This is a genomic window from Brevundimonas olei, from assembly GCF_037055245.1.
Lineage (GTDB): Bacteria > Pseudomonadota > Alphaproteobacteria > Caulobacterales > Caulobacteraceae > Brevundimonas > Brevundimonas olei.
Map to the genome: position 1 here is coordinate 1,494,796 of NZ_CP146369.1, position 15,388 is coordinate 1,510,183.

Consider the following 15,388-nt stretch of genomic DNA (forward strand, 5'->3'; position numbering starts at 1 on the left):
CGCTGGCCGCGCCACAGCGCCAGGGCGCATGTTCCCCTACGCCGCAATGCGCGTCATGCCTACCGCATATCATTGCGATCATAGCCTGAAGCCCCAAAAGTGGCGAGGTTAAGACGGATGTAAACACCTTCGGCCGGGCCCGTCGGCCGCACGCGGGTATTGTCGCGGCGCCAACCCAGCTCGATGCGGAAGCAGTCGTCGTCGAACAGCAGGCCGACCTCCGACCGGGTGATGATGTCCCGCTCCAGGTCGGCGATCCCGGTCACCGCCACGCCCCAGTTGCCGTAGACGAACTGATGACCGGACAGCTGGACGAACTCGTAGTTGCGGTTCTCGGGTCCGCCCAGCGGGTTGGAGCGATCGACGATGTAGCTGACGCTGGCCAGGTTGCGACGCCCCCAGCGGCCGTCGACCGTGGCCTCGGCGCGGCGGATTTCGCCGTTGCCGTCGACCGTGGCGTGGAACCAGCCGCGCATTCGGTCCGAGGGATTGAACGTGCCTTGCACCACCCAGTCGGACGTCCGGCTGGCCAGGCCCGAGGGGTCGTAGAGGCGGGTCGGATCATCCGGGATCGGCGTCAGATACTCGTCCTGATCGTCGGCGCGCATGCTGCGGCCGATGAAGAGGCTGGCCGAGCGCACATCGTCCCAGCGCAGGGTGGCGCGGGCGCCCGCCGTGAAGCGCAGGCCGCCTTCCAGCAGGTCGTAGCCGGGGAAGCGGTCCATGCGGAACAGCGACAGATGGTCCAGTTCGGTGATCTGGCTGTCCTCGTTCGGAATGAGCGGGTCGAGGTCGGCCTTGTTGGAGATCGACAGCTGGGCCATCGGCTCCAGGATCAGGTCGGACGAGGCGCTGAGGCGGCGATACAGGGGATAGCTGACATCGACCCCGGCGCTGGTCCGCGCGCGGGCGTGGGTTTGGTCCTCGACGCCCAGGGAGGGCGGCAGGTCGTCGACGGAATAGAAGTCGGCCCGCAGATCCACGAACGGCTCCCAGCGCAGGCCGATCGGCGAGATCATCACCCGGCGCCATTCCGCCTGGCCGGTGATGCGGCGGCTGTCGACGCCGGGCAGGCCGTCGGTCGGGCCGCCCGGAATCAGCTCCGGCGCCAGGGTCGGGAAGCCGACATAGGCGTCTCGGGTCAGCGCCACGGCCGAGCCGCGCAGACGCAGGCGGCCGCCGAAGACGGGGCCTTCCGGCTCCCAGCGCGCCTCGATCAGGGGCGCCACCAGCGGCAGGGTGTTGTCGTCCTCGAACACCAGGTAGCCGCTGGAATCGCGGAAGTCGGTGTCCGAATAGGACGGATCGAGCCGCAGGCTCTGCATGGCGAAGGCCGCGACCGACAGATAGGAGCGCTCGGTCTGGCGCTCGGCGTAGATCTGGCTGATCAGGCGGCGGCTGTCGCCGTAGTAGAGGCCGTTGTCCTGATAGGCGTCGCGCACGTCATAGCGGTCGAACAGGGTCTTGTCCGAGACGCGCTCGGCCGTGAAGCCCCAGCGCCACGGGCCGTCCGGATCGAATGCGCCGTGAGCCAGCAGATAGCTGCGCGTGGTCTTGTCGCCGAAGCGGACGTTGCTTTCCGCGCGGCCGTCGCCGTCCAGGTCGAAGTCCCCGAAGCTGCGGCCGTAGGTGGCCCCGCCGCGGGCCACGATGACGCCGTCGGTGAAACGCTTGCGCCATTGCAGGTTCAGCATGGGGGCGACCCGGGTGTTGAACTGCGGGCTGACCAGCACGTCTTCGGACGGCGAGATGACGTGCAGATAGGGAATCTCGAGCGAGACCCCCCGGCCGGACTGATAGTCGCCCCACGGCACCAGGAAGCCCGACGCCCGGTCCACCGTCGGGTCAGGATGCGAGAAGGCGGGCAGGTAGAAGATCGGCACTCCGCCCAGGCGGAACACCACGTCGCGATAGAGGATGGCGCGCAGCTCCTCGTTCTGCACCGCCTTGGAGGCCTGGATGGAGACGCTGGGCGTCTTGGCCGCGCCGTCCACGGTGCAGATGGGGCAGGGGGTGAAGATGACGTTGTTCAGCTCGCTGACCGTCTCGGAGCGGCGCACGGCGGTGGCGGCCATCAGGCTGGAGCCGTTCGACAGGCGCGTGGCCAGGTCGACGGCCACGCCCGCCTTGAGATCGGAATCGAGCTCGATCCGCTCGGCGTGGACGACCGAGCCGTCCGGCGCGGTCAACTCCGCGTCGCCCGAGGCCGTGGCGATGCGGCTCTGCAGGTCATAGGTGACGTCCTGGGCGCGCAGGCTGTGGTCCTGGAAGCGGGCCATGACCCGATCCTCGGGCGAGCCCTGGGCCGAGACGACGTCGCCCTGGCGCTGGGCGGAATCCGCATCGACGAAGACGGCGTCGGGCGTCAGGCCGTCTGCGCCCGGCGTCTGCGGCGTCGCGGCCGCCGGCTGCGCCGAGGCGGAGGCGGGGGCTTCCTGGGCCTGGGCGGCTTGGGCGAACGCCGGCTGAGACAGGGGCGCGCCTATGACCAACGCCGCGCCGGTCAAAAGCCGAAGACGCAAGGCTCCCATACGGGGGAGACGGCGATTGGTCATGCGTTGTCCACTCATTGCCGGCCGGGCGGAAACGGCCCGATTAGCCGTCTTCGGTATAGATCAGCAAGGTAAAGGCGGCGAGAGCCGTCAATATCGGGGGCAACCAGGCGGCGATCACGGGCGGAACGACCTCGGCCGAACCCATGGCGGACGAGAACTGGTTCAGGAAGAAGAAGGCGAAGCCCAGCACCACGGCGGCCACGGTCATCCGCGCCAGATCGCCCAACCGCATCAGCCGCAGCGAGAAGGCCGCCGCGAGGATGGACATGGCGCCGAAGATCAGGGGCGTGGCCAGAAGCTGTTGCAGCCGCAGCTGATAGGCGGTCGAGGCGAAGCCCGCATCCTCGATGCGGCGAATCTGGTTGGGCAGGGACCAGAAGGGCGTCGACTGCGGTCGGGCGAAGCGCTGGAAGGCTTCCTCGTCGGCCAGGTTGGACGGCAGGTCTAGGGTGGCGTAGCGCACCGCTCGCTGGCCCGTCTGAGCGCCCGCCGCATCGGTCAGCCGCCAGCGCCCAGCGTTGAGCGAAGCCGTCGCCGCGTCGATGCGCTCGGTGAAGACGCGCCGCCCCGAGGAGGTGGTGGTGTAGATGAAGAAGGTCGCGTCCAGCAGCCGCCCGCTGGCCTGTTCCTGCCGGGCGCCGCGAATGATCATCTGGCGGTTGGCGTCGCCCTCGCGCAGCCAGACCGCCTCGTTGGACGCGCCGCCGGGGACGGAGCCGGAGATGCGGGCGCGTTCGCGCTGCCACACCGCGTCGCCCGCCGCCGCCATCGGCCCCAGGACCGTGACCGTCAGCACGCCCAGGGCCACCGCCGCGCCCGCCGCCGGCAGGACGAAGCGCCAGGCCGAGACGCCCGCCGCCCGCATGGCGATCAGCTCGCTGCGCCGGTTCAGGCTGACGAAGGCCCCCAGGGTGCCGAACAGGAAGACGAAGGGCAGAAGCTGCACGATGACCGAGGGCGACTTGACCATCACCAGGCCCAGGATGCGCCCCCCCGACAGCTCGCCCGACGAGTTCAGCCCGCGCGAGACCTCGACGAAGTCGATCAGCATGACCAGGGCGGCGATGACGGCCAGGGCCACGCCCAGCGACTTCATCTGCTGGATCAGCACATAGCGTTCGATGCGGCCGAGACGGAGCTTCATGCGAACCTCGCCTTCAGGCGTTCCAGCGGCGCCCAGGCGCGGCGACGGCGCGGCTTGAGCGCGCGGAACAGAATGCGCAGGGCCAGGGCGGTCGCCGCCAGCGGCACGACGTACTGCAGGATGTTCAGCGCGCCGTTCCAGGCGCTGCCCGCCACCAGGCCGTAGCCGATGACGCGCAGGATCAGAAAGGCCCCGGCGGCCCTGGCGATGCGTCCGGCGTAGCCGCTGCGGCTGAAGGCCCCGCCGAGGATGGCCGCCAGCGCAAAGGCCATGGCCGCGAGAGCATAGAGGGGCGAGGCCAGTCGCGAATGGCCCTCGGCCGCCAGTTCGCCGCGTGTTCCGGCGCTCTCCAGCAGGGCGGGGGTCGGGTCGAACAGGTCCGTCAGCCACAGGTCCGACGGCTTGAAGCGGATGCGCTCTGTGGTCTTGGCGTAGGGCGACAGGTCGAACACCTGCTGGTCGAACGACAGCTGGTTCAGCACCTCGCGCGAGGAATAGCGCTGCATCGATCCGTTCTGCATGGTCAGCACCGGCAGGCCGTCGACGCGGCCGAACCGGGCGGTGTCGGCGTCCCAGGTCGTGACCGTCTTGCCGTTGTCCAGATAGACGAAGAGGTTCTTCATCAGACCGTTCTGCTCGATCTGCTGGACATAGACGGTCAGGCCGTCCGGGCCCTGGACGAAGCGGCCTTCCTCGACCAGCAGGGCGGCCAGGTCGGTGCGGATGGCGAAGGCCTGACGGCGGCCCTCGCGCTGGGCCCAGGGCTGGACGAAGACATTCACCAGCAGGGCGACGACGGTGACGATCAGGGCGATCTGCAGGGCCGGCCGGATGAGGGCCCAGCGGCTGACCCCGGCGGCGTAGGCGGCGGTCAGCTCTTGTTCCCGCTGCAGCCGCGTCAGGGCGATCAGGGCGCCGACGAACAGGCCGATGGGCAGGATGACGGCGATCAGCTGCGGCAGGGCCAGCAGGGTCAGCTTGACCATGACCCAGACGCTCTGGCCGCGCTCGACGATGACCTCCAGCTGATCCAGGCTCTGGCTCAGCAGGCCGATGCCGGCCAGCGCCGCGACCGCCGCCACGATGGGCAGACCGATCTGGCGGAAAAGATACCTCTGAATCAGGGTCATGCGGCGGGTAAGGTCGTATAATCGGCTGCGAGCGTGTTGCAGCCCAGGGCGATGCGAGCCATGTAATACACATCCGGCCGCCCCGACGAAACCGTCGCCGCGACCATGGCAAATTCAAGCGTGGCCGGGGCAAGATTTCCGGCCTGGAGTCAGTTTAATGAAAATCGAATTCGTCGCTTCGCCCGGCGCCGCCGAGATTCTTGCCGTGCTGGCGCATGAAGGACGAGCCCTCGCCGGCGCCGGTTCGGCGCTGGATCAGGCCGCCTCGGGCGCCCTGGCCAAGGCGATGAAGAACAGCCGCTTCACCGGCGCCGCCAACAGCAGCCTGAACGTCGCGGCCCCGGCCGGGATCGACGCGAACGCCGTCCTGCTGGTCGGCGCGGGCGCGGCGGACAAGCTGGACGATCTGGCGGTCGAAACCGCCGCCGCCGCCGCCTATCAGGCGACCAAGCTGTCGGGCGCCGAAGTCCTGACGATCGATGTCTCGCACCTGTCGCCGGAGCTGGCCGCCCGCGCCGGCTTCGCCGTGCGCCTGGCCGCCTATCGCTTCGCCAAATACCTGACCAAGCAGAAGGCCGAGAAGATCCCGTCGGTGACGACGGTGCGCGTCGTGACCTCGGACGTGAAGGCCGCCGAGGCCGCCTTCGCCCCGCTGTCGGCCGTGGCTGACGCGGTGCTGTTCTCGCGCGATCTGGTGTCTGAACCCGCCAACATCCTGTACCCGGTCGAGTTCGCGCGCCGCGTGAAGGAGCTGGAGGCCCTGGGCGCCAAGGTCGAGATCCTGGGCGAAGCCGAGATGGAGAAGCTCGGCATGGGCTCGCTGCTCGGCGTCGGCATGGGCTCGGTGCGTGAAAGTCAGCTGGCCGTCATCCAGTGGAACGGCGGCAAGGCGGGCGAGGCCCCCATCGCCTTCGTCGGCAAGGGCGTCTGCTTCGACACCGGCGGCATCAGCCTGAAGCCCGCCGACGGCATGGAAGAGATGAAGTGGGACATGGGCGGCGCCGCCGCCGTGGCGGGCCTGATGCACGCCCTGGCCGGCCGAAAGGCCAAGGTGAACGTCGTCGGCGTCCTGGGTCTGGTCGAGAACATGCCTGACGGCGCCGCCCAGCGTCCGGGCGACGTGGTCACCTCCATGTCGGGCCAGACCATCGAGGTGCTGAACACCGACGCCGAGGGCCGCCTCGTTCTGGCGGACGCGCTCTGGTACACGCAGGACCGTTTCAAGCCGAAGTTCATGATCGACCTGGCCACCCTGACGGGCGCCATCATCATCTCGCTGGGCCTGGAATATGCGGGCGTCTTCACCAACAGCGATGAACTGGCCGCCAACATCGCCGACGCCGGTCCCAAGGTGGGCGAGAAGTCGTGGCGGATGCCGATCCCGGCGGAATACGACCGCCACATCGACAGCCCGATCGCCGATGTGAAGAACATGGGCAACGGCCGCGCCGGGGGCTCGATCACCGCCGCCCTGTTCCTGCAACGCTTCACCAACGGCGTGCCGTGGGCGCACATCGACATCGCCTCGACCGCCTGGGTCAAGGATTCCAAGAACCCGACCGTGCCGGACGGCGCCGTGGGCTATGGCGTGCGTCTGCTCGACCGCATGGTCGCCGACCACTACGAAGGCTGATCTCAGTTCAGGAAGGTAGGGCCGGGTGTCTGACGCCAAGCCGGAAATCTGGTTCTACCACCTGGAGCGGTCGACGCTGGAACAGGTGCTGCCGACCTTGCTGGAGCGCACGCTTCAGCGGGACTGGCGCGCCCTGATCCGGGGCGCGACCTCGCACCGGCTCGACGATATCGACGAGCTGTTGTGGACCTATCGCGACGACAGTTTCCTGCCTCACGGACGGGCCGACGGCGACCATGCCGCGCGCCAGCCTGTGCTCCTGTCCGAATCGGGCGAGAATCTGAATGGCGCTCAGGCGCTGTTCATCGTCGATGATTCAGAGCTTGGGGCCATGCAGGAGTTCGCACGTTGCTTCATCATCTTCGACGGTCGGGACGAGCAGGCGCTGAACCATGCGCGCGGGCGCTGGCGGACGCTGAAGGCGGACGGCGCCGACCTGGCCTACTGGAAACAATCGGACGAGGGGCGCTGGGAAAAGGCGGCCTGATCCTGACGCTCGGCGCTCTGGCCGTGGCGGCCTGCGCCTCGCCCCCGCCGCGCTATCCCACGCAGCCGACCGCGCCCGCTGCGACGCCGTCGCCGCCTGTGTCCTCGACCGAGCGGCCCTATCTCTCTGAACCGGGCGTGGCGACTTCAGCCCGTTCCGGTTCGGATCGTTCTGCTGCGGCTGGGGCGAAGATGTGCAACGCCGATGAGTTTCAGTGGCTGGTTGGGAAACCCCGCAGCGAAATCCCCGTTCCGGTGGATGTGGTGAACCGGCGCGTTGCCTGCACGACCTGTCCCATCACTGAAGATTATTCGCCTTACCGTTTGAATATTTTCTATAATAGGCAGACGGGCCTGATCGAACAGGTCCGCTGCGGCTGATCGAAAGGACGCCGCCATGAAATCCATTCTGACCCTGAGCGCCGCTGCGGGATTCCTGGCGCTGGCCGCCTGCGCCCCGACCCAGGGCGGCGGCGCAACGCCGGCGCCGGGCGGCGAAGCCACGCCCGTCGCCTGCAAGGCCAGCGACTATCAGGACTATGTCGGTCGCAACCGCTCGACCATTCCGACCGCGCCGGAAGGCCGCATCTTCCGCGTCCTGTGCAGCAGCTGCGCGGCGACCATGGATTATCGGGATAACCGCGTGACCTTCACCTACGACGACAAGACGGAAGTCGTGACGCGGGTCAGCTGCGGGTAAGGTCCCTGGAATATCCGCTCATCCCGGCGGAACTTATCGCTCCAGGCCGTAGAGGGCGTCGGCGACGTCCTCTACCTTCTGGCGCACCACGGTTTCGGCGTCGCGCAGGCCGCGGTTGTAGAACAGGCGGCCGATGTCCTGGCCGATGAACTCGACCAGCATCTCGGCGGGCAGGCGGCCGACCTCGACCTCCATCTCGTCGCGCAGATAGGCCTGCAGGCGGGCGGCCGCCTCCTGCATCTCGTCCTTGGTCAGCAGGGGCGGCGGCGCCTTGGCCATCACGCCACCTCCGCCAGGGCTTCTTCGGCGGCGATCCAGTCGGCTTCGGCCTGATCCAGATCTGACTGGGCCTTGGCGCGGGCGCGGGTCAGGCCTTCCAGCTTCTTGGGATCATTGACGGCGGCGTTGGCCATGTCGTCGTCCAGACGCGCCAGATCGGCGGTCAGCTGGGCCATCCGATCCTCGGCCTTCTTCACCGCATGGCGGAGGGTGGACGGGGACGGTCCCTTCTTCTTGTCGCTCTTGGGCGCGGCGGCGGGCGCCGGGGCCTGGGCCACGGCTTCCTCATGCTTGACCTGGCTGGGCTTCATGCCCGCCTGTTTGGCGCGGTCGAGGACGAACTTCTGATAGTCGTCCATGTCGCCGTCGAACGGCTTCACTGAGCCATCGGCGGCCAGCCACAGGCGGTCGGCCACCAGCTCCATCAGCGAGCGGTCGTGGGTGATCAGGATGACCGCGCCCGTATATTCGTTCAGCGCGTCCAGCAGGGCGCGGCGGCTGTCGATATCCAGGTGGTTGGTCGGTTCGTCGAGGATCAGGATGTGCGGCGCGTCCATCGCCACCAGGTTCAGCAGCAGGCGCGCCCGCTCGCCGCCGGACAGGGCGCCGACGGTGGTCTCCTGCTTCTCGAACGGCAGGCCGAACTGGGCCAGACGGCTGCGGCGGCTGCTTTCCGAGGCGTCCGGCATGGCGCGGCGGATGATCTCCAGCGGCGTGTCGGTCGGGTCCATCGCCTCGATCTGGTGCTGGTGGAACCAGCCCACGCGCATCTTGCCGTCGCGGTGGAACTCGCCCGTCTCGATGGTCAGGGCCTTGGCGATCAGCTTGGCGAAGGTCGACTTGCCTGCGCCGTTGACGCCCAGCAGGCCGATGCGGTCGTCCAGATCCATCCGCAGGTTCAGGTTCTTCAGGATCGGCTTGCCCGGCTCATAGCCCACGTTGGCCCTCTCCAGCCGGATCAACGGTGGGGGCAGGGGACGTTCCGGCGAGGGCAGGGTGAAGGGGGCGACGCGCTCTTCCGGCGGCAGTTCGATGCGCTGCATCTTCTCCAGCCGCTTGACGCGCGACTGGGCCTGCGTGGCCTTCGACGCCTTGGCCTTGAAGCGGTCGATGAACTTCTGCAGGTGGGCGCGCTCGGCGTCCTGCTTGGCCTGGGTCGACGCCATCAGGCGCAGTTTTTCGGCCCGCGTCTTTTCGAAGGTGTCGTAGTTGCCGGTGTAGAGGTCCAGCTTGCGGTTCGACAGTTGCAGGATGTGGGTGCAGACGCCGTTCAGCAGCTCGCGGTCGTGGCTGATGATCAGGGCCGTGTGCGGATAGCGCTTCAGCCGCTGCTCCAGCCACAGGGCGCCTTCCAGGTCGAGGTAGTTGGTCGGTTCGTCCAGCAGCAGCATGTCCGGCTCGGCGAACAGGGCGGCGGCCAGGGCGACGCGCATCCGCCACCCGCCCGAGAACTCGGCCATCGGGCGCAGGATGTCGTCATGGCTGAAGCCCAGACCGGCCAGGATTTCGGACGCGCGGGCCGGCGCGCTGTCGGCGTCGATCTCGATCAGACGGCCCCAGATCTCGCCCATTTCCTCGGGCTCGGCGGTTTCCAGCCGGGTCAGCAGGTCGTGGCGCTCGACGTCGGCTTCCAGGATGGTGTCCAGGACGCTGACCGGCGTGGCGGGGTGTTCCTGATCGACCGAGCCGATGCGGGCGGTCTTGGGCAGGGAGATTTCGTCGCCGTTGGCGGCCAGTTCGCCCAGGATCAGCTTGAACAGGGTGGACTTGCCGATGCCGTTGCGGCCGACGAGGCCGACCTTGGAGCCCGGCGGCAGGCTGACGGAGGCGTCGTCCAGGAACTCGCGGCCCCAGGCGTTGTAGGTCAGGTTTTTGATCTGCAGCATGGGAACCGGAAAGAAAAAGGCTTACGCGCGGGGATATTGGAAAGATGTGCGGCGCTCGCTATAAGCCGCCGACCCTCAAACTCCCAAACAAGAAGTCACTCCCATGACCGAACGCACGTTCTCGATCATCAAGCCGGACGCCACCCGCCGCAACCTGACGGGCGCCATCAACGCCGTCATCGAAGGCGCCGGCCTGCGCATCGTCGGCCAACGCCGCGTCAAGCTGACCGAAGCCCAGGCCAAGAAATTCTACGAAGTGCACGCCGAGCGTCCCTTCTACGGCGAACTGGTCTCGCAGATGATCGCCGAGCCGGTCGTCGTCCAGGTGCTGGAAGGCGACAACGCTGTCGCCAAGTACCGCGAAGTCATGGGCGCCACCAACCCGAACGACGCCGCCGAAGGCACCATCCGCAAGCTGTTCGCCCTGTCGATCGGCGAGAACTCGGTCCACGGTTCGGACTCGCTGGACAACGCCAAGATCGAGATCGAGCAGTTCTTCACCGACGCTGACATCGTCGGCTGATCTTGAGGGGCCGCGCTCGTCGGCCCTTCGGGAAGCTTTTTGTAAGCCGCGGTCAAAAGGCTCCGCCTTTTCGACCCGACGCGGCTTGTGACAATTCGGCCTGCTCCCGGAACCGGGGGCGGGCCGTTTCGTTTTTACGGTCACGCCGTCCCTCTCGAAGAAGAACAAGGATGACCGCCATGAAGATGATGCTGAAGCTTGCCCCGGTGCTCGGTCTGACGGCCCTGTTGGCCGCCTGCGGCACCACGACGGAACAACGCGCCGCCACGGGCGCCCTGGGCGGCGCGGTCGCCGGTCAGGCGATCGGCGGCAACACCGGCGCGACCGTCGCCGGCGGCGTCATAGGCGCTGTCGCAGGCGCCGCCACCACGCCCAGGAAGCCGCACGAGTAAGGCTTTCGCTGCACGGTAAAAAAAGGGCGTCGGCCGCGAAGCCGACGCCCTTTCCTTTTGTCCGTCGCCGGACGCGTCGCTTACCAGATGCGGGCGCGCTTCTCGGGGGCGATGAACTCCGCCTGATCCGGGGTGACGCCGAAGGCGGCGTACCAGGCGTCGATGTTGCGCGGCGGGGTGGCGGCGCGCGCCATGCCGGGCGAGTGCGGGTCGGTGGTCAGCTGCTCTTTCAGAGCCTCTTCACGCGACTTCTCGCGCCACACCTGGGCCCAGCCCAGGAAGACGCGCTGTTCGCCGGTCAGGCCGTCGATCACCGGGGCCGGCTGGCCGTTCAGGCTGCGCTTATAGGCGTCCAGCGCCATCAGCAGCCCGCCCAGATCGGCGATGTTCTCGCCCATCGTCAGGTCGCCGTTGATGTGCATCCCCGGCACGGGCTCTTCGGCGGCGTAGATGGCGCCCAGGGTCTTGGCGCGCTCCTCGAAGCGGGCGGCGTCCTCGGGCGTCCACCAGTCGCGCAGCACGCCGTTGGCGTCGGTCTTGCGGCCCTGGTCGTCGAAGCCGTGGGTGATCTCGTGACCGATCACGGCGCCGATGCCGCCGTAGTTGACCGCCGGATCGGCGTTCGGGTCGAAGAAGGGCGCCTGCAGGATGGCGGCCGGGAAGACGATCTCGTTGCGCGGCGGGTTGTAGTAGGCGTTCACCGTCTGGGGCGTCATCCCCCACTCCAGCGGATCGACCGGCTGGCCGATCTTGCCGCGGTTCCAGGCCCAGTCGAAGGCGGCGGCGCGCTCGACGTTGCCGTAGAGGTCGTCGGCCTTCAGCTCCAGCCCGTCATAGTCGCGCCACTTCTCGGGATAGCCGATCTTCACCCCGAACTTGGACATCTTCAGCAGGGCCTGCTCGCGCGTGGCCTCGCTCATCCAGTCCAGAGCCTTCAGGCGCTCGGTCATGGCGGCGCTGAGGTTGGCGACCAACTGCTCCATCTGCGTCTTGGACGAGGCGGGGAAGTGCAGGCGGACGTACTCCTGACCCAGCACCTCGCCCAGCTGGCCGTCGACCAGGACCACGCCGCGGTTCCAGCGCGGACGGTTCTCGGGCTGGCCGCGCAGGGTCTTGCCGCGGAACTCGAAGCGCGAGTCGACGAAGGCGTCGGACAGATAGGGGCTGGCCTGATCGACGGTCTGGAAGGCCTGCCAGGCCTTCAGGGTCTCGATCGGGGTGTCGGCGAATACCTGGGCGATGCCGGGGATGGCGGTGTTCTCCATCAGCACCAGCGTCGGCACGCTCTCGACCTTGGAGGCTTGCAGGAAGGCGGCCCAGTCGAAGCCCGGCGCAAAGGTCGACAGCTGCGCCGCCGGGGTCGGGTTGTAGATCTTGTCGATCTGGCGACGCTCGACCGTGGTCCAGTGCTTCTCGGCCACCTTGGTCTCGAAGGCCAGGATGTCGGCGGCGGCCTGGGCCGGGTTGCTCCACCCGGCGGCGGTCAGGGCGCGCGCGACATAGGCGACATAGGCTTCGCGCTGCGTGGCGAAGTCGGGCTTCAGATAGTAGTCGCGGTCCGGCAGGCCCAGACCGCCCTGGCCCAGATAGGCCGAGTTGACGTTGGGATCCTGCAGGTCCTCGAACACCGCCAGGCCGAACAGGGAGCCGCCGAAGCCTTCATGGCTGGCGCCCATCAGGCGGGCCATGTCGCTGTGGTTCGCCACGGCGCGGATGGCGGCCAGGTCGGCGGCCAGGGGCTGGGCGCCCAACTGGTTGACGCGGGCCTCGTCCATGAAGCTGGCGTACAGGGCGCCGACCTTCTGGGCGTTGGCGTTGGTCGGGTTGGCGGCGCTGGCCTCGATGATGGCGCGCAGTTGGGCCTGCGAATTCTCATACAGGACGTCGAACGGGCCGAAGCGGGCCTTGTCGGCCGGAATCTCGGTGTTCTTCAGATAGACGCCGTTGGCGTAGGCGTTGAAGTCGTCGCCTGGATTCACCGTCAGGTCGCGGCCGTCCAGATCAAAGCCCCAGGGCTTGATCTCGGGCGTGGTCGAGGCGGCCGCCGAAGCGTGGGCGTGTTGAGCCAAATTTGATTGAGCAAGGGTCGGCTGGGCCGAGAAGGTGAGGGCGACGGCCATGGCGGCGGCGCCCATCAGGCGAGTTTTCATCATCGGGTCTTTCCCAGTGGTGCAGACGTGCGCGATTGCGCCAGTGAGACGGCGCATTCGTGCTTGCCGGCAAACTGCGCCCGCCTGCGACGGCCTGTCGCATTAAAAATCGTTAAGGATTACGAGCGGCGGACGAAATCGGCGAGCGCCTGGGGATAAAGGCCGTGCTCCGCCGTCTTGACCCGTTCGGCCAGGATGTCCGGCGTGTCGCCGGGCTGGATCGGCACGCGCGCCTGGCCCAGGACGGGGCCTTCGTCGACGCCCTCGGTGACGATGTGGACGGTGCAGCCCGCCTCAAGGTCGCCGGCCTCGATGGCGCGGGCGTGGGTGTTCAGCCCCGGATAGAGCGGCAGCAGCGACGGGTGGATGTTCAGCATTCGGCCGGCCCATTTCCCGACCAGCCACGGGGTCAGCAGGCGCATGTATCCGGCCAGGGCCACGATCTGGACGCCGCGTTCGGCCAGCAGGGCGTCGATGGCGCGCTCGTGCGCCTCGCGGTCCTTGCCGAAGGGCTTGTGTTCGACGGTCAGCGCCTCGACGCCCGCCGCCGCGGCCTTCGCCAGACCGCCCGCGCCTGCGATATTGGAGATGACGACCACGACCTCATAAGGCGCGTCCGCGGTCTGGCCGGCCGCGATCAGGCTGGCCATGTTCGATCCGGTTCCCGAGATCAGGACGGCGACGCGGGTTTTGGCGACGGACATGGGCGGCTCACGCGTGAAAGAAGGCGCGACTGCCATGCGGCCCCGAAAGCGACTTAGCAAGAGGGAGGGCGTGGCGAAGAGGAGGGGCGCGCCGCCGCCGAACGATTGTCGCTGAACTGTCGCAAACTCCGTTGCTTCTTCGGAAACGGCGGCGTTAGCGTCGATGCGCCGGAGAGTCCGGCATCCAAGGGGGAGTACCTGAATGCGTCGTCTGTTGACCGCCGCCTGCGCCGCGGCTCTGTTGGCCGCGCCGGCCGTTTCCATGGCTCAGGAGGCCGCGTCCAGCGGTTCGGGGCCGGTCCGCTCGGCCGCCGATCGCCTGCGTAACGCCAACGCCGAGCAGATCGAGAAGAACTGGGCCCGCGCGGTCGCCGATGAATCGGAAGTCACCACCAGCCACTCGATCAACGCCCATGGCCGCACCCTGCGCTACAAGGCGACGGCGGGCACCCTGACGGTCCGCAACGACGCGGGGATGCCGACAGCCAGCCTCTTCTATGTGGCCTATACGCTGGACGGCCAGCCGGTTGGGCGCCGCCCGATCACCTATATGTTCAACGGCGGGCCGGGTTCGCCGACGGTGTGGCTGCACATGGGCGCCTTCGGCCCGATGCGGGTCCAGACCGACGCCCCGGTGGTCGAGCGTCCCGGGCCGTTCAATCTGGCGCCCAACGACATGACCCTGCTGGACAAGACCGATCTGGTCTTCATCGACATGGTCGGCGCCGGTTATTCGCGCCCGCTGGGCGAGACGCCGGGCTCGGCCTTCTGGGGCGTGGACCAGGATGCGGACACCTTCGCCCGCGCCATCATGCGCTACACGACCAAGTTCGACCGCTGGTCCAGCCCGAAATACGTGCTGGGCGAAAGCTACGGCACCCTGCGCGCCGGCGCCCTGGTGCATCAGCTGGAAGATCGCGGCATGTCGCTGAACGGCGTGGTCCTGCTGTCCTCGATCATGAACTACGGCGTGCGCCAGCCGGGCTATCCGCAGAACTTCGTCACCCTGCTGCCGACCTATGCGGCGACGGCCTGGTATCACAACAAGATCCCGAACAAGCCCAGCCTGGAAGAGCACGTCCAGCGCGCCCGTGAATTCGCCATCGGCCCCTATGCGGCGGCCCTGTCGAAGGGGCACCTGATCTCGGACGCCGAGCGCGCCCAGATCGCCCAGCAGATGAGCGCCCTGATCGGCATCTCGCCTGAGGTCCTGGATCAGGCCAATCTGCGCCTTGAGCTCAGCCCGTTCCGGAAGGAGCTGCTGCGCGACCGTCGTCAGACGATCGGCCGACTGGACATGCGCTATCTGGGCATTGACGCCAATGCGGTGGGCGGTTCGCCCGAGGAAGATCCCTCGAGCAGCGCCATCACCGGCGCCTATTTCAGCATCTTCCGCGACTACATCGCCACGACGCTGAACTATCGGACGGAGATGGACTATCGCCAGTCGGCTCGCGGCCTGCCGGGCTTCAACTGGGACTGGAACCACCGCCCGCCGGTCGGCGGCCCGCAGACGACGCCGAACACGGCGGTCGACCTGGCCACCGCCATTCGTCGCAATCCGCACCTGAAGGTGCTGGCGCTGAACGGCTATTACGACGCCGCCACGCCCTTCTTCGGCACGGAATACGACCTGGCCCAGATGATGCTGGAGCCGCACCTGCGCGGGAATCTGGAGTTCACCTACTATGAAGGCGGACACATGATGTACACGGCCCGCCCGGCGCTGGAGCAACTGCACGTCGATCTGTCGAAGTTCTACAATGAGACGGAGAACGGCGGCCTGCGCTGATCCCGGCGACCGTC

At 67.8% G+C, this 15,388-nt stretch carries 14 protein-coding genes; 7 read left to right on the forward strand and 7 right to left on the reverse strand.

What is annotated here, in order from left to right:
* Positions 1-59 precede the first annotated feature (59 nt).
* From V8J38_RS07120 to V8J38_RS07130, 3 genes are all read right to left on the reverse strand, one after another.
* On the reverse strand, positions 60-2,531 hold the full coding sequence (locus tag V8J38_RS07120; protein ID WP_338578601.1) for an LPS-assembly protein LptD: 2,472 nt from the start codon (positions 2,529-2,531) through the stop codon (positions 60-62).
* Positions 2,532-2,595: 64 nt separating this feature from the next.
* Positions 2,596-3,699, reverse strand: coding sequence for an LPS export ABC transporter permease LptG (gene lptG / locus V8J38_RS07125; protein WP_291774292.1), 1,104 nt, complete (start codon positions 3,697-3,699; stop codon positions 2,596-2,598).
* Entirely contained in the window at positions 3,696-4,829 is a 1,134-nt protein-coding gene (locus V8J38_RS07130; RefSeq protein WP_291774295.1) for an LptF/LptG family permease, read from the reverse strand. The genes lptG and V8J38_RS07130 overlap by 4 nt, the downstream gene beginning before the upstream one ends.
* A 157-nt stretch (positions 4,830-4,986) precedes the next feature.
* Here V8J38_RS07130 and V8J38_RS07135 point away from each other — a divergent pair, with 157 nt between their 5' ends.
* From V8J38_RS07135 to V8J38_RS07150, 4 genes are all read left to right on the forward strand, one after another.
* On the forward strand, positions 4,987-6,462 hold the full coding sequence (locus tag V8J38_RS07135; protein WP_338578461.1) for a leucyl aminopeptidase: 1,476 nt from the start codon (positions 4,987-4,989) through the stop codon (positions 6,460-6,462).
* Positions 6,463-6,487: 25 nt separating this feature from the next.
* Positions 6,488-6,949, forward strand: coding sequence for a DNA polymerase III subunit chi (locus tag V8J38_RS07140; protein ID WP_338578462.1), 462 nt, complete (start codon positions 6,488-6,490; stop codon positions 6,947-6,949).
* 137 nt (positions 6,950-7,086) lie between these two features.
* Entirely contained in the window at positions 7,087-7,329 is a 243-nt protein-coding gene (locus V8J38_RS07145; RefSeq protein ID WP_291774303.1) for a hypothetical protein, read from the forward strand.
* Positions 7,330-7,345: 16 nt separating this feature from the next.
* The gene (locus tag V8J38_RS07150; RefSeq protein ID WP_291774305.1) at positions 7,346-7,648 is read left to right on the forward strand and encodes a hemolysin; all 303 of its coding nucleotides are present in this window, start codon (positions 7,346-7,348) and stop codon (positions 7,646-7,648) included.
* Positions 7,649-7,681: 33 nt separating this feature from the next.
* On the opposite strand, the gene V8J38_RS07155 is transcribed toward V8J38_RS07150, so the two are convergent.
* Together V8J38_RS07155 and V8J38_RS07160 are read right to left on the reverse strand one after the other, a co-directional pair.
* Positions 7,682-7,927: a DUF2164 family protein gene (locus tag V8J38_RS07155; RefSeq protein WP_312218423.1), complete on the reverse strand. Its 246-nt coding sequence runs from the start codon at positions 7,925-7,927 to the stop codon at positions 7,682-7,684.
* A complete protein-coding gene (locus V8J38_RS07160) occupies positions 7,927-9,813 on the reverse strand; it encodes an ABC-F family ATP-binding cassette domain-containing protein (protein WP_338578464.1) in 1,887 nt (628 codons plus the stop codon). Before V8J38_RS07160 ends, V8J38_RS07155 begins: the two co-directional genes overlap by 1 nt.
* A gap of 103 nt (positions 9,814-9,916) precedes the next feature.
* Between V8J38_RS07160 and ndk the strand changes: the two genes are divergently transcribed.
* Both ndk and V8J38_RS07170 read left to right on the forward strand, forming a co-directional pair.
* Positions 9,917-10,336: a nucleoside-diphosphate kinase gene (gene ndk, locus V8J38_RS07165; protein ID WP_024353012.1), complete on the forward strand. Its 420-nt coding sequence runs from the start codon at positions 9,917-9,919 to the stop codon at positions 10,334-10,336.
* 170 nt (positions 10,337-10,506) lie between these two features.
* On the forward strand, positions 10,507-10,728 hold the full coding sequence (locus tag V8J38_RS07170; protein ID WP_422388326.1) for a hypothetical protein: 222 nt from the start codon (positions 10,507-10,509) through the stop codon (positions 10,726-10,728).
* Between the two features lie 80 nt (positions 10,729-10,808).
* Here the strand turns inward: V8J38_RS07170 and V8J38_RS07175 are convergent, their stop codons facing one another.
* Positions 10,809-12,881 carry a M13 family metallopeptidase gene (locus V8J38_RS07175; RefSeq protein ID WP_338578465.1) on the reverse strand — a complete coding sequence of 691 codons (2,073 nt, stop codon included), beginning with the start codon at positions 12,879-12,881 and terminating at the stop codon, positions 10,809-10,811.
* 116 nt (positions 12,882-12,997) lie between these two features.
* Positions 12,998-13,582: a phosphoribosylglycinamide formyltransferase gene (purN, locus tag V8J38_RS07180; protein WP_338578466.1), complete on the reverse strand. Its 585-nt coding sequence runs from the start codon at positions 13,580-13,582 to the stop codon at positions 12,998-13,000.
* Between the two features lie 202 nt (positions 13,583-13,784).
* On the opposite strand from purN, the gene V8J38_RS07185 reads away from it, so the two are divergent.
* Entirely contained in the window at positions 13,785-15,374 is a 1,590-nt protein-coding gene (locus tag V8J38_RS07185) for a S10 family peptidase (RefSeq protein ID WP_338578467.1), read from the forward strand.
* Positions 15,375-15,388: the final 14 nt, after the last annotated feature.